The sequence below is a fragment of the Enterococcus sp. AZ196 genome (assembly GCF_050498845.1).
GTDB classification, from domain to species: domain Bacteria; phylum Bacillota; class Bacilli; order Lactobacillales; family Enterococcaceae; genus Enterococcus_A; species Enterococcus_A murrayae.
Map to the genome: position 1 here is coordinate 2,721,549 of NZ_JBIPAM010000001.1, position 13,227 is coordinate 2,734,775.

General features: G+C 36.6%; 10 protein-coding genes. 4 read left to right on the forward strand and 6 right to left on the reverse strand.

Translation table 11 applies throughout. From position 1 onward, the window contains the following. The first annotated feature begins 95 nt into the window (after window positions 1–95). Window positions 96–1,334 (forward strand): glycosyltransferase family 2 protein, encoded by a 1,239-nt coding sequence (locus tag IGI67_RS13110; RefSeq protein ID WP_429957998.1) that lies wholly within the window; start codon window positions 96–98, stop codon window positions 1,332–1,334. A 371-nt stretch (window positions 1,335–1,705) separates the two neighbouring features. Beyond that, window positions 1,706–2,149, forward strand: a complete 444-nt coding sequence (locus IGI67_RS13115; RefSeq protein ID WP_429958644.1) for a CPBP family intramembrane glutamic endopeptidase — start codon at window positions 1,706–1,708, stop codon at window positions 2,147–2,149. Window positions 2,150–2,745: 596 nt separating this feature from the next. Here IGI67_RS13115 and IGI67_RS13120 read toward each other — a convergent pair. From IGI67_RS13120 to IGI67_RS13145, 6 genes are all read right to left on the reverse strand, one after another. Beyond that, complete coding sequence (locus IGI67_RS13120; RefSeq protein ID WP_429957999.1) at window positions 2,746–3,519, reverse strand: ABC transporter permease; 774 nt, start codon at window positions 3,517–3,519, stop codon at window positions 2,746–2,748. Next, entirely contained in the window at window positions 3,512–4,459 is a 948-nt protein-coding gene (locus IGI67_RS13125; RefSeq protein WP_429958000.1) for an ATP-binding cassette domain-containing protein, read from the reverse strand. The genes IGI67_RS13120 and IGI67_RS13125 overlap by 8 nt, the downstream gene beginning before the upstream one ends. 77 nt (window positions 4,460–4,536) lie before the next feature. Next, complete coding sequence (locus IGI67_RS13130) at window positions 4,537–5,175, reverse strand: TetR/AcrR family transcriptional regulator (protein WP_429958001.1); 639 nt, start codon at window positions 5,173–5,175, stop codon at window positions 4,537–4,539. A gap of 585 nt (window positions 5,176–5,760) precedes the next feature. Continuing rightward, window positions 5,761–6,753 carry an IS30 family transposase gene (locus IGI67_RS13135; RefSeq protein ID WP_429958002.1) on the reverse strand — a complete coding sequence of 331 codons (993 nt, stop codon included), beginning with the start codon at window positions 6,751–6,753 and terminating at the stop codon, window positions 5,761–5,763. Between the two features lie 197 nt (window positions 6,754–6,950). Continuing rightward, on the reverse strand, window positions 6,951–7,586 hold the full coding sequence (locus IGI67_RS13140) for an isochorismatase family cysteine hydrolase (protein ID WP_429958003.1): 636 nt from the start codon (window positions 7,584–7,586) through the stop codon (window positions 6,951–6,953). Window positions 7,587–7,608: 22 nt separating this feature from the next. Then, window positions 7,609–8,154: a hypothetical protein gene (locus tag IGI67_RS13145; protein WP_429958004.1), complete on the reverse strand. Its 546-nt coding sequence runs from the start codon at window positions 8,152–8,154 to the stop codon at window positions 7,609–7,611. 1,435 nt (window positions 8,155–9,589) lie between these two features. Between IGI67_RS13145 and IGI67_RS13150 the strand changes: the two genes are divergently transcribed. After that, complete coding sequence (locus IGI67_RS13150) at window positions 9,590–10,702, forward strand: tyrosine-type recombinase/integrase (RefSeq protein ID WP_429958005.1); 1,113 nt, start codon at window positions 9,590–9,592, stop codon at window positions 10,700–10,702. A gap of 608 nt (window positions 10,703–11,310) precedes the next feature. Then, window positions 11,311–13,104 (forward strand): SpaH/EbpB family LPXTG-anchored major pilin, encoded by a 1,794-nt coding sequence (locus tag IGI67_RS13155; protein ID WP_429958006.1) that lies wholly within the window; start codon window positions 11,311–11,313, stop codon window positions 13,102–13,104. The last annotated feature ends 123 nt before the right edge of the window (window positions 13,105–13,227 follow it).

The window sequence follows — 13,227 nt, forward strand, 5'->3', positions numbered from 1 at the left end:
ATTACTTGCTCTTTTATGTGCTGCTTTTTGTTTTATTTATCGATTTTTAACACGAAAAAAACGTTATGACGAAGTACAAGAGGAAGGGAGAAGAGATGAAAAATCGTAAAATCTTAAATAGTATTCTCTGTTTGTTCTCAACAGTTTTTCTTTTAGGTGTCTTCTATTTCTTTATTATACAAAGAGCGAATTCATTTTACTTGGGGATCGCTTGGAGTGTCAGTGGTATCGCATTACTGGTTTATTACTATAGCTATACCTTTCGTTGGCTCCCCAAAGATATTCAGCTAGAAAAATACAAAGAAGCCCGCGTCTATGGTCTTATTCCAGCATTTAATGAAGAACCTGAACTGTTGAATCAAACGATTCGATCGATCCTCAATCAGAGCGTTGAAGTGGCGGAGATCCACGTCGTTGATGATGGGTCAACACCTCCGGTGGTTCCATTCGATCATTCAAAGGTCGTTTGGCACCGACAAGAAAACAAAGGAAAGCGTCACGCTCAAGCCCGTGCGTTAACTACTATGGACCCTAAAGATGTTGATTTCATATTAACAGTCGATTCAGATTCGGTACTAGAGGAACATGCCTTGGAAAAGCTCATGTTAGCCTTTGAAAAGGACGAAGAAGTCATGGGGTGTACAGGGTTTGTTTTGACCAGAAATTTCCGAAAGAATATAATTACACGTCTTTCCGATTTGAATATAGGGATATCTTGCTTAGTCACACGGCCTTCAAGGTCGTTGACCGGATCATTGGAAACGACCTCCGGTGCCTTGTCCTTGTACAAAAAGGAGATACTCTTTGATCATTTGCCCCACTATCTTACTTCAGGCACGTATAGTGATGACCGACAGTTGTGTCTTTACAGTGCAATACGAGGAAAAGCAGTGGGCATTCAAGAAGCCATCGTTTATTCTAATATGCCTGAGAAATTCTCAGGGTTATTGAAACAGCGTTTACGGTGGGGCAAAGGGGGATGGAAATACTTTCCCTATCAAGTGTCTCATCTTTCTCTTGTAGACCTGATCTTTCCTTTTATCGGGATGGTTCAATGGCTGGCTGCGCCGATTTTTCTAGTAGCAGTGGTTGTATCGATCGTAGTACAACACTATTCTTTTCTTCTCTTTTATTTACTCGTACGCATGGTAGTTCGTTATGTAGAGTCAGCCATGTATTTGTTAGGTGCGCCACATTTGAGATCCATGGAGAAGTTTGTTACATGGCTCTTTTTAACACCATTAGAAATGTTGTTAACTTCTTTTGTCTTTGTATTCGTTAAATACTATTCGCTGATAACGATTGGAGAAGAGAGTTGGCTAACGAGGAAATAATGAACTAAAAAGTTTGAATAAAGAAAATTATAGCAGCTTTTTTTAACTGTCCTCTTAGAGGGGCAGTTAAAAATGGATAGGCAACTTTTTTTTATAAGAATTATAAGGTGCGGTCTGGACGAGTTCTAAATAAAAGAAAGAGGTAATTAATGATCTATAGAGATTCTTCAAAATCACTTAGTACGGTAGTACTATTTGTTCTTATTTGTATATCTACATATACTCAAGGCTATATATTAACCAAGGATTTGAACATAAATATCTTATCTAGTATAAATACTTTCTGGCCCCTTTTGGATATAGCAATAGTTACAGTTGTACTCTGTTATTTTAAAGAAATATTTCAATCAATTGGTTTAATAAAGGATAATATGGTAAAGACTATCATTTATGGAGTACTGAGTGGAATTCTAATTCTATTTATATATATACTTTCATATTTTATCGTATTTGGGGAATCCTTAAAGGGCGTACAGGTGGGAGTATCGAACTTTTCACTTTTCACATTTATTCTTGGAGCAATATCAGAGGAAATTATTTTTCGAGGCTATATAGAAACAAGACTCAGGACGTTTTTTTCCAAGTCATTGTTAGCCTCAGTTGGTACAGCTATTTTGTTCATTTTTAGTCATTACCCGTTTCATTGGGCAGTATCTGGATTTTCACTTAGTAGCCTTACCCCGTTCCACATCTATTTATTAGCAGTATTGCATTTTTTATGTTCAGTGGTTTATAAAGAATCGGGTTCATTATGGGGAGCGATTCTTTTACATACCTTGTATAACTTTGGAATTTCTATAATGATCTTAAATTAGTTTAGTGCTTTCATGCACTAAGGACTGGAGAAGGAAAATTAAAAAATTTGGAGAAAAGGGATTATCTGCAAACGCACTAAAAGAGGTCTTATAGCAAAATGGAGTTTTTACATCATCTATCCACTTCATTTGCTATTTCTCTTTTTTCTTTCGAAGTTCATTTTGCAAAGGTAACACAATGATTTTGAAAACAAAAAAGTGAAACTCAATTCTACTTTTTTAGAGACCGATTTCTTTTTTTGAGGGGAGATCACGTAAAAAAGTCTCAAAACTGAGACTTAAAAGAAAAATAATTTACGAAGTTTTTCGTTTTGCAGTAACCCGTCACGAAATGTAGTTAAAAAGCATTGCAAACGAGCCTGTCGCACCTACAAGAAAGTACCAATTGGAAGTAGATAAAGAAAGACAGAAAAAGAACAATAAGATAGTTTCCGTAATAACAATGCCCAAATTAGCTTGTTTTAGATTCGAAAGTTTCCTTCATAAAAGAGGAAAAGCAGTACAACAGCGTAACAATAACGATCTAATACTGCTTTATAGAAGTCAAAGAGATAGAATTAGTATTATTGAGTTTTCATGGGTAGTAATAATTCATCTTATTTCAGCATTTTTCTTTTAAATGCACTTCTAGAGAGAACATAGAAAAGCATTATTAATGAGAGAAACCATGTAAGCGATAATAAAAGATCATTCATTTCAAGTTTCTTTCCTAAAAGTAAGGCTCGAACGGTTTCGATAAGCGGAGTCATCGGTTGATTTTCCGCAAAAAACTGCAGCCACTTGGGCATCGTATCAACTGGGACAAAACCTGAGCTTAGGTAGGGAAGCACGATAGCAACAATCGAAAAGCCACTAGCTCCTTCTGGACTATTGGCTAAAATGCCAAAGAGCACAGCGCTCCAAGAAAGAGCGGCAACGAATAATAAAATTATGCCGATTGCTAGAAGCCATTCATGAATTTGTGCTTCTGGGCGAAAACCGACAACCAAACCAACAACGATTAAAGTGATGATCGTCAACAAATTTCGGATCATAGCTTCTAATACATGACCTGTCAGAATCGAGGATTTTTTGATAGGCATCGTAAGGAAGCGATCAATAATTCCTTGTTTGATGTCATTGCTTACTCTAATTGCAGTCGTAGCAGCACATTGTCCGACGCATTGAAGGATGACACCTGGAAAAATGTAGTTGATATAGGAGATCCCGCCTACATCAATCACGCCACCGAATAAGGAAACAAAAAGCAATAGCAGCAAAAGTGGCGAAACCAGACTCGTCAAAACAGTGTCAATATTTCGCATGGATAAGGTGAGACATCTTTTTGACATGATGATGGTATCGCTAAATAATGGAAGACTTTTATTCATTTGTGACGCGCTCCTTTTCTCCGATTAGTGTTAGAAAAACATCCTCCAAAGAAGGATCCTTTTGCTGAAAATGCTCGATTTGAACATCATTCGACCTCAGCAATTCCAGAATTTTTATAAAGGTTTCGACCGTACTGTCAGTATAAACGATCAATAAACGTTGTTCGTCATCAAGGGTAAATTTGTAGGAAGAAAGCAAGAGCTGAGCCTTTTGATAATTTTCTATATCTGCAAATGAAAATTCAATTAATCCTTGTGGAACGGCCTGTTTCAGATCAGCAAGAGTGCCATCCACAATGATCCCCCCTTTGTCCAGGATCGCGATATGATCGGCTAATTTCTCAGCTTCATCCAAATATTGAGTGGTTAAAAAGATCGTTGTTCCCGCTTTTTTGAGTTTCTTGATAATTTGCCACATGCTTCTCCTACTTTGGGGATCAAGCCCCGTTGTTGGCTCATCCAAGAATAGAACGTCCGGGTCATTGACTAGACTCATAGCTATGTCGATCTTTCTGCGCATGCCACCAGAATAGGTAGAGACCAGTCGATCCCCGGCCTTTGTCAAGTCAAAATACTCTAACAATTTTCTAGCTTTTTCCTTAGGATTTTTTACCCTGTTCAATTGGCCGATCATAACTAGGTTTTCAAATCCACTCAAGGATCCGTCCACCGATGCAAATTGTCCAGTTAAACTAATAACTTGGTGAACTTTGCTTGGTTCAGATACAGGGTCATAGCCATAGATCGAGATTTTTCCGCTGTCCGGCTGGCTAAGGGTAGTCAGAATTTTGATGGTGGTTGTTTTGCCAGCGCCGTTTGATCCCAGCAAAGAAAAAATTGAGCCTTTTTTTATTGCAAAACTGACATTGTTCAAGACACACACACCCTGATAGCTTTTTTTGAGTTCTTGAACAGATAGTGCAACAGTAGAAGTGTTCATTTTATATCCTCCTTTTATCATACATTTTGTATGTATGTATTTAAATAAAAAATAAAATTGCTAGGCAATTCTATTTTTTAGATACGATTGATCAATTTTTTAGTTCCTTCAAGCATTTCGTCATCAATGATAGGGACACCCAATTTTTCAAAAGTATCTTTTGCAAAATATAGCTTTTCAAGCAGCTCTTCATGGGACTCAGAGGTGAGCGAAGGGACTAGCCAAATATCAGTAATCAAGACGAAAAAGCTGGCAAAAGCTTTCGGATACTTCACACCTTTGATCGATCCGTCATCGATACCTTCACGGATCAATTCTTCAAACAACGGAGCAACTACTTTTTGATTGCTTTCAAAAAACTCAGTGAAAATTTTCGGATTCTCTACTAATGATAAAGACATCAAGTTAATCTCTTGCAGATCTTGACTTTGATGTTGAAACCTGACAACCTGCCTAATTTTTTCTAAACCATTCAAGCCTTTTTCTTTTTTTACTTTTTCGAAGGGATTGTTATCATAAAAAATTCGATCGCCAAGTGCATCCAACACTTCTTCTTTCGATTTGAAGTGGTGATAGAAAGCCCCACGCGTCAATCCGCCTAAATCATTCACGATATCCAGCACCGTTGTTTCCTCAAAACCTTTTTCCATGAAAAGCTTCAACGAGACATCTAATATTTTTTGAACCGTCTCTTCAGGATACTTATTTCTTGCCATGATCACTCAACCTTCTCGAATACATACATCATGTATCTATAATGTAAACTTGTTTGTATCATTTGTCAATGTCTTTTAAGTGTTTCATTCAATTCTAGGTTTGTCCTATAAAATTCCGTATTCGATCCAATGTTTTTTCTTCTTGAAATCCAAATGATTTTCTTGAAAAAGTTTCACATATAAAAGTGAAAAGAATGAATTCGAAATATTTTCATAAACAATCAGTGAGAGAAGAATACTGCTTTTGGTAAAATAATATCCAACTCTTCATGGGTGAATACGATTTATTGGGTAGCAAGAAAAATCAAGTTCGAATGACTATTGCCGATAATTAAGATCGACGACACATTCTTAGAAAATATTTGTAAAGTCACTTGATAAAAGAGAGTCAGGATAGGATAACGTAATGAACGTTATGCAACGTTCATTACAGAAGGCGAATGTTAGGATTAAGTGCAACATATGATTTTTTTAATATAACGATCGTTCGTGATTTGCTCTATTATATCATGTTTCAATTTCCATATATATAGTATTGTTCGTTTTACTCTTTTTTATAACAATGTAAAATCGCTTCATTGGTTTCTAGAAAACTTTCGAATACTCCAAATTAAATTTGTGCTGCGGTGATTTCCACTTAAAAAGTTTTCGTGGTCGTAAATTCATATTTTGAACAGCTTGATTGATTTTATTTTGAGAAATATTTTTGAAATTAGATGGCTTTGGAAAATATTCTCTGAGTAATCCATTATGATTCTCGTTAGATCCACGTTCATGCGGTGCACACGGATTGGCATAATAGATTTTGCAGCCAAAAGTGTCTTCAATGAGTCCAATTTCAAACTGATTGACAAATTCGCTGCCACGGTCGCATGTGATCGATTTCACACCATTAGGATACATTTCAACTAGACGCTTAATTGCCGCCATCATTGATCTCCCTGTCTTATTCGGTATTTTAATAGCTACATAATGTCTTGTCTTACGCTCAATAAATGTCGCTAGACACGCTGCTACACCTTGCTTAGACACAACGGTATCAGCCTCCCAATGACCGAATTCTGTTCGTAGCTGAACCTCTTCTGGTCTATTGTCCAATGTACGTCCTTCGAAAAACGCTCGATCTGGACGTCTTAATTTACTTCCAGTATTCTTTATTTTATAGCGTTTTCCACGCCCACGTAATCTCTTAATATCAAAAGGAACGATTTTCTTGTATATCCAGGTGTATATCGTTGAAGTACAGACTTTTACACTACGGACCGCATTTGCTATCTGCTCCGGTGAATATTTCATATCCAGATATTTCATAATCGTCTTTGTGTTGTGTACGGTTGCTTTGGTGGTCGTTCCACAATTTTTCTTGCGAAGGCTAGCTAGATTTCCGGCGCTAGTCGCTTGATAAGGCAAACTGGCAAGGCTATTCTTTTTTCTTTGTTCGGTACCACGTTTAATCTCTCCGGAGATCGTAGACCTATGTCGATCCAATCGGCGAGCTATTTCAGTTTGGGAAACCCCTTCCCTCAGATACGCTTCTATTTGTCCACGCTCTTCAGCTGATAAATGGTTATATGACATTCCAGAGACTCCTATCTAAAAAAACAAATCCAACAAACAATGTTTCTAGTAAATCACAAAGATTGCTACCCACAAATCCCTTAATGACAAGGTGTTCGTAGGTAGACCAATCCCATTTCACATTTTAGGTGCTTGAAATCCCTGCTGCGACAATCACTTGAAATAATCTTCACTTATGTAAAGTTCCGTAAAAATAACTAGCTTCCTTTACTAAAGTCAATTTGATCGTTGATGTTTGCTCCCAATTTTTTATAGGTGCTTAAAGCTTTGTTCAAGTGTTTTTCATCGATTGAGAATAAACAATCTTTCAGTATAGTAATTTCATATTTACGCATTAACCCCGCTTCAGTCGTTTTTAAGACGCACGAAGATGCATCTGCGCCAACTAAATATAATTCCTTGATATTGTTAGTTGCTAAAAAATCCTCGAAAGCATTACTAGAAAATAGATCACTTTTCTCCTTTGAAAAAATATTCTTTGATGTAACGGATAACTGGCTACTAAGTTTTGAACCATCCGAACCTTGCTTATATACTCCTCCTGATAGAAATTTATCAAGTGGTTTGCTAAACTCTTGTTTCGAATAAACCACAGGAATATTCATTTCATTAGCTTTTTCAATCACCTGATTAATATTATTTATTAGATCTGAAGAATTTTTATATTGAGGGACACTTAAGGTGTCATTTTGAATGTCAAGTACAACTATGGCTTTACCGCTTCTTAAATTTGAGATTATTTCTCCAGAAGAAGGTTTGCTAAGTTGATAAGTTCGAAGTCCAACAATTGTACCAATAATAATAATTACAACAGAAATTCCCAAAATGATCATTTTAACTCTCCCCCATCTTCTTTTAACTTTCATTCTGTTTGTCCTTTCTCGGCGGAGTTAATATAATAGCGACATTGTGCCGGTCTTGGTTTTCAGATTTTCTGATTAAGGCAGGCTCTAAAATCTTACTTATTGATTTCCCGTATTCAACTAATTCCTCAGCCGTTGCGTATATAGGGACTAAAGAAAAACCAGAGCCGTCTTTTAAAACATTGGCATTTTCATTTTTGGAATAATCACTAAACTCAGCTAATAGTCCTAATGTGAATTCCGAAAACATTTCATAGTATGCTTCAGGAGTAATAGTATTAAGATCTTCAATATCATTTTTCTTCAATTCTACATTCAAAGAATAAATCTTCTCTACAGAACCACGATTTTGTTTTTCATCTACAATTTTTAATATATTTTCTTGATAAAGTTTTTTCACATGTCGATACAAAGTTGCTTGAGGAACATCTGGTAATCTTAACCGTAGGTCTTTCACTGACATATTACGATTGTCAAACTCAATTAGAACTTGAGAGATCAAAGGATTCCCTAAATACTTGATGATTTTTTTATCCATTAATTACCACCGCTTTCATTATCGTATGATAATATTATCACTTGGTAACATAATATGCAATAGAAGAATATAACAAAAACACCCAACTGAAAATTGCTGAGTGTTGCGCTTTATTCTAGTATTCGGGCGTTCATTACAGAAAGAGAGAAGTAAATAACCCCCAAAAAAAGTCTACAAAAGAGGAAATAACCATGACTGGATCAAGTATTGTTAAATCAGAAGGAATTGATGGTGTCACAGCTAAAGGACAAGTCGGTTGCACTAGGAACTTTTCCTCACGTCTGATTTTCACAGCTTTTAAAGACATGAGTGGAGTTAGATCAGAAATACTGAATGTCAAAAAAACTATATAACGAATATACGAAAAAGCTTTTGAATCAGAGTTACCTTTTAGAGAGTTAGGAATGGAATGCTTTCGTTTTGCTAAAGATGAAACAAAATTGTTGGACTATTGTTTATGAGAGACTGGAATAAAGAAATGGGACTGCTGAATTTCTACATGAAATCATTGTAGATTATGATCGGATATTACAATCAATTCAGGAATGCTATAACGTTCCATATGAATTTGCTTGTCATGTTTTGAAAGTATGTGGTTGTTTACAAACAGAGTTTCTTGTTTACAAGTTGCTTCTACAATTCAGTTCACGGAAGAAAAGGTACATGCACTGATTGATGAAACTTTTACTAATTTATATTTAGTACACAAAGAACAGGAAACTACGTGAAGATAACGGACTTTTCAGGGCATATCCACTATTTTAAGACAAATCATCTCTTATAGAATTTGTAGCTTATAACCAGCTGTTCTCACAAATCAATTCACGTCAAATATATTACTTGTGTCAAGCGATCGTAGAGAAAAAAGTAAGAACGGAAGAGAACATATGTCAGCTTTTACTTTTGATTACTGAAAAAAATAGGAGATGCGGCTCAACTCCAAGCAGAAATTGAAGAAAAACAAACAAGTGAAAAAGGGGCAACTGCTAGATTGATTTCTGACACTGTAGATATTTAAAAAATGAAAAGGGTAATATAAAAAGCTTCCTTTTGTTTAGAAAGGAAGCTTATTTTTTTAAGAATATTCACAATATTTTTTTTATAACTAATATTATGAAGATTTTTTTGGGTAAATTTCTTATATACTACAAAACGTCAACTGAATAAGTACTGACAAGGATTTATCCAGTTTCTTAGAATTACTGAGTCTAAGAAACTGGATAATTTTTTGCCTTTATTTACTTGAAATAACGTTTAATTCTCACTATAGATTAACAATAATCATTTTAAACTACAATGTCAAGCTAATAAAGATCTTTTTTTTAGAAAATAGCAAGGAAATAACTCTATTTTTTGACCGAAAATATTATTTATCCCTTTGTTTTTATTCACCGTCAATTTCGCCGTCAAAATTATTGGAGAGGAATGAACAATTATGAGTCGACGAGGAGAAAATATTTATAAACGAAAAGATGGTCGCTGGGAGGGTCGATACATTCGAGGGTATCGTTCCGACGGAACCATTCATTACGGGTACATCTATGCGTATACCTATAAGGAGGTCCGTCAAGCGTTGCTTCCCTTAAAGCAGACCGAACCTTCACGCAAGAAACAGCGGTCATTGATGGATCCTACGATTACTTCATGGATCACAGACTGGTTAGCATTTCGTAAAGAAGAGTTGAAGCCTTCAACGTATGCCACCTATCAGTACAAAATCCAGCGCTATGTGTTGCCACACATAGGAGGAAAAAGACTGTCTGAATGTACGAATGACACCATTCGCGAATTAATCGTTCGCTGGAAAGAAGACGATCAGTTATCTGCTTCTACGATAAAAAGTATCTTTCAAGTGGTAAATAGAGCTCTAGGGAGCGCCCACAAGAAGGGGTATTTACTAGAAGATATTTGCGATCGAATCGTCTTACCCAAAGTCAAACGAACAAAAATCAATGCCTTGTCTTCGAGTGAACAAAGGCGATTAGAAAAAGCCGCAAACAAAGCCCCAGAGGGCTTGCCTACCCTGCTTGCGTTACATACGGGGCTTCGAATTGGAGAAATCGCTGCATTAACTTGGAAAAATATCGACTTTTCTAAGCGAAAACTCTACGTAGAAGGTACCTACCAACGTGTCCAATTGCCATCAGCCAATGGCAGAAAGACATCGTTGGTTTTAGGAGAGACAAAAACGTCTGCTTCGCAACGTTGTGTTCCATTGTCTAGTAAACTCATTCGTTTATTGAAAAAGTGGAAAGCGCAGCATTTAGGAGAGTCACATCTCTTTACGAAGAACGGACGTCCCGCAGAGCCACGCTTATTGGGCTATCATTTTCAACAAATTGCAAAAAAAGCAGCGATTGGACGTGTTCATTTCCATCAATTGCGCCATACTTTTGCGACACGCTGCATGGAAGTACAAGGTGATATTGCTTCGATCAGTTCCTTATTGGGCCACTCTTCAGCCAAGACGACCTTAGATATCTATGTGGACTCGTTGTTCGAGCAACGAGAACAGTTGATAGCCAAAATGGAACAACAATTTGCTTAACAATCATTAAAAAAACGAACGTTATCACTCCCTAGCCTCCCCCTTTTTTTGCCTCCCCAAAGAAAGCGCTTCATTTATACTTCTTCCTTTTTTGATACGTTTCGACCATTTTCCTTCAAAAATTCTTCCATTCGAGTAGATATGAGAGAAATCTCAGATTTAGAAACGGAGGAAAAAAAGTTATTTTCCGTCAATTCACCGTCAAGTATGTTTCTAAAACATTGAGTTAATCCCGATTATCGAACTCTTCTTAGACTCAGTAATTCCAAGAAACCCGTAGGGCTTCTTTTTCTCGTCAGATTTAGCCATTTTATCATGTTTTATCGATAAAAATCAGCTGACCTGTTCTTTCTATTAAAAAAAATTAATCAATACTCACACGAGAGAAAAAGATAGTGGAAACAATGGATGAAGGACCTTTGAAAGGAGGTATGTTTATCGACTGGTAGATATACAAAATAGTCAATCGTCTCCAATACCAAACGAGAGACCAAGAAAATCCAGTTGAGTATTGGGAAATAAGTGAAGAGATGCGGCAATCATAGTTTCACTTATTTTTGATTTCAACGAAATGAAACAAACTATAGCAGAGAATAAAGGAGTAAATTATGAATAGAAAATGGATAAGTAAAACAGCAATGGCTTTGGGTGTATTAACAATGGCAGGATCAGCAGGTGTAGGAACGGTGATTCATGTAGCCTATGCAGCAGAACAAAATATTAGTTCAAATGCGGTTTCTGATAATACGTCGACACGTTCGATCACTGTATGGAAATATGAAATTAAGAGCTCGTCTGAATTAGGGGGACGAGGAGATGGAACCAATCCAGACCCAAGTAAAGCTCCTGATCTAGGCGGTAAGAAATTAATGAAAGACGTGAACTTTGAAGTTATTAAAGTCAAAGCAATTGGCAATGCCTCATTAACAGATCCAGTAAAACAAAAAGAAGGAACAGAATGGGAACAAGACACTTCTTTCACTTCTATTAAAGGAAAAACCGATGCTAATGGTAAATTGACTTTTGATGTCGGAACAGGGAAAGCTGCCGATGGGATTTACTTAGTACGAGAAATTAAAGATTCCGTTTCCGGTGATTATACGTATACAAATGAAAATGGTGAAACGAAGAAAATTAATAAACCAATGGATCCATTCTTTGTTCATTTACCACAAACGAAACGGGATGATACAGGGAAATTGATCTACGACGTGCATGTCTATCCAAAAAATATCGTCACAGATACAGAATTGGATAAAACGATCGAAGGCGGAAAAGGCTACTCGATCAAAGCTGGAAATGACTTCCAATGGGAAGCAACCACAAAATTACCTGCCGGATTATATTTCAAAGCAGATAAAGACATGATTATTACAGATGTTGTTGATCCAGCAAATCCAGCGAATAAACTGCCAAACATCAATGTAGCAGCTGGTGATGAAGTGTATGGGAATTACTTCAAAGTAAGCGATAGCTTAGACGAACGCTTGTTACTACAAGATGTGGAAGTGTATGCCATCGATAAAACAGGAACCCCTGTAAAATTAACAAACGGAACTGAATATGAAGTGACGTTAGGTGGGACAAAAGTTACAGCACCAAATAAAGTAGAAGACTTAACCGAAGGTTCCAAAAAAGATGTTGTGGTGAGCTTAACGCAAGCCGGGATGAAAAAAGTTACTTTAGATGAAGATACTCACTTGCAAGTTGTGTATAAAGTAACCACTAACAAAGATTTTAATGGCACGATTGCTAATAAATATGGTGTGGATTACTTAATTCCTGGTCAAGAGCCTGTGACAGAAGAAAGTGAAAAGAATCCAGAATACTTTGATGGTGGGTTTGATATTGAGAAAACAGATGAAAAAAAAGCTGTTTTAGCAGATGCAGAATTTCATATTGCAGCGAGTGAAGACGATGCGAAAGCGAAAAAATTCTTAGCATCTGATGGAAAGTCTTACACATTAAATGATGATGGAACGACTACACCGGCGTTACCGACGGGAATTAGCCTATTGACGACGAAATCGGATGCATCAGGGAAAGCCGAATTTAATGGTTTAGCCTTAGACTGGTTTACCGATAGTAATGGCGATGGCAAACAAGATCCAAATATTCCATCAGAAGCCACTTGGGCTCATGAGGCTATCAAAAAAGACTACTGGGTAGTCGAAACAAAAGCGCCAAAGGGCTATGAATTAGTGAAAGATCCAATAAAAGTGACGGTTACATTAGACACTGCAGATGATGAAACAGTTGAATTAGATATCGTCAACAAAAAGGAAACAGACCTTCCATTTACCGGGGGTGCAGGGACTACATTGATGATCGTCATTGCATTAGGAGCAATTACTATTGGTACAGCAACAATGGCGATTGAAAAGAAACGTCGTCAAGTGTAAGTACTAAATTACACATATGATAAAGTTTTTAACACAAACTGTTTACGAAGGATTGCCTAATACTGGCATCCTTCGTATCCATCTGTTGGACAAAATAAAGAGTTCAACAACAGAAAGATTGTC

What these genes read in the sequence shown, in the direction of transcription:
- IGI67_RS13110 (WP_429957998.1), top strand. Translation starts at nt 96, where the DNA reads ATGAAAAATCGTAAAATCTTAAATAGTATTCTCTGTTTGTTCTCAACA.
- IGI67_RS13115 (WP_429958644.1), top strand. Translation starts at nt 1,706, where the DNA reads ATGGTAAAGACTATCATTTATGGAGTACTGAGTGGAATTCTAATTCTA.
- IGI67_RS13120 (WP_429957999.1), bottom strand. Translation starts at nt 3,519, where the DNA reads ATGAATAAAAGTCTTCCATTATTTAGCGATACCATCATCATGTCAAAA.
- IGI67_RS13125 (WP_429958000.1), bottom strand. Translation starts at nt 4,459, where the DNA reads ATGAACACTTCTACTGTTGCACTATCTGTTCAAGAACTCAAAAAAAGC.
- IGI67_RS13130 (WP_429958001.1), bottom strand. Translation starts at nt 5,175, where the DNA reads ATGGCAAGAAATAAGTATCCTGAAGAGACGGTTCAAAAAATATTAGAT.
- IGI67_RS13135 (WP_429958002.1), bottom strand. Translation starts at nt 6,753, where the DNA reads ATGTCATATAACCATTTATCAGCTGAAGAGCGTGGACAAATAGAAGCG.
- IGI67_RS13140 (WP_429958003.1), bottom strand. Translation starts at nt 7,586, where the DNA reads ATGATCATTTTGGGAATTTCTGTTGTAATTATTATTATTGGTACAATT.
- IGI67_RS13145 (WP_429958004.1), bottom strand. Translation starts at nt 8,154, where the DNA reads ATGGATAAAAAAATCATCAAGTATTTAGGGAATCCTTTGATCTCTCAA.
- IGI67_RS13150 (WP_429958005.1), top strand. Translation starts at nt 9,590, where the DNA reads ATGAGTCGACGAGGAGAAAATATTTATAAACGAAAAGATGGTCGCTGG.
- IGI67_RS13155 (WP_429958006.1), top strand. Translation starts at nt 11,311, where the DNA reads ATGAATAGAAAATGGATAAGTAAAACAGCAATGGCTTTGGGTGTATTA.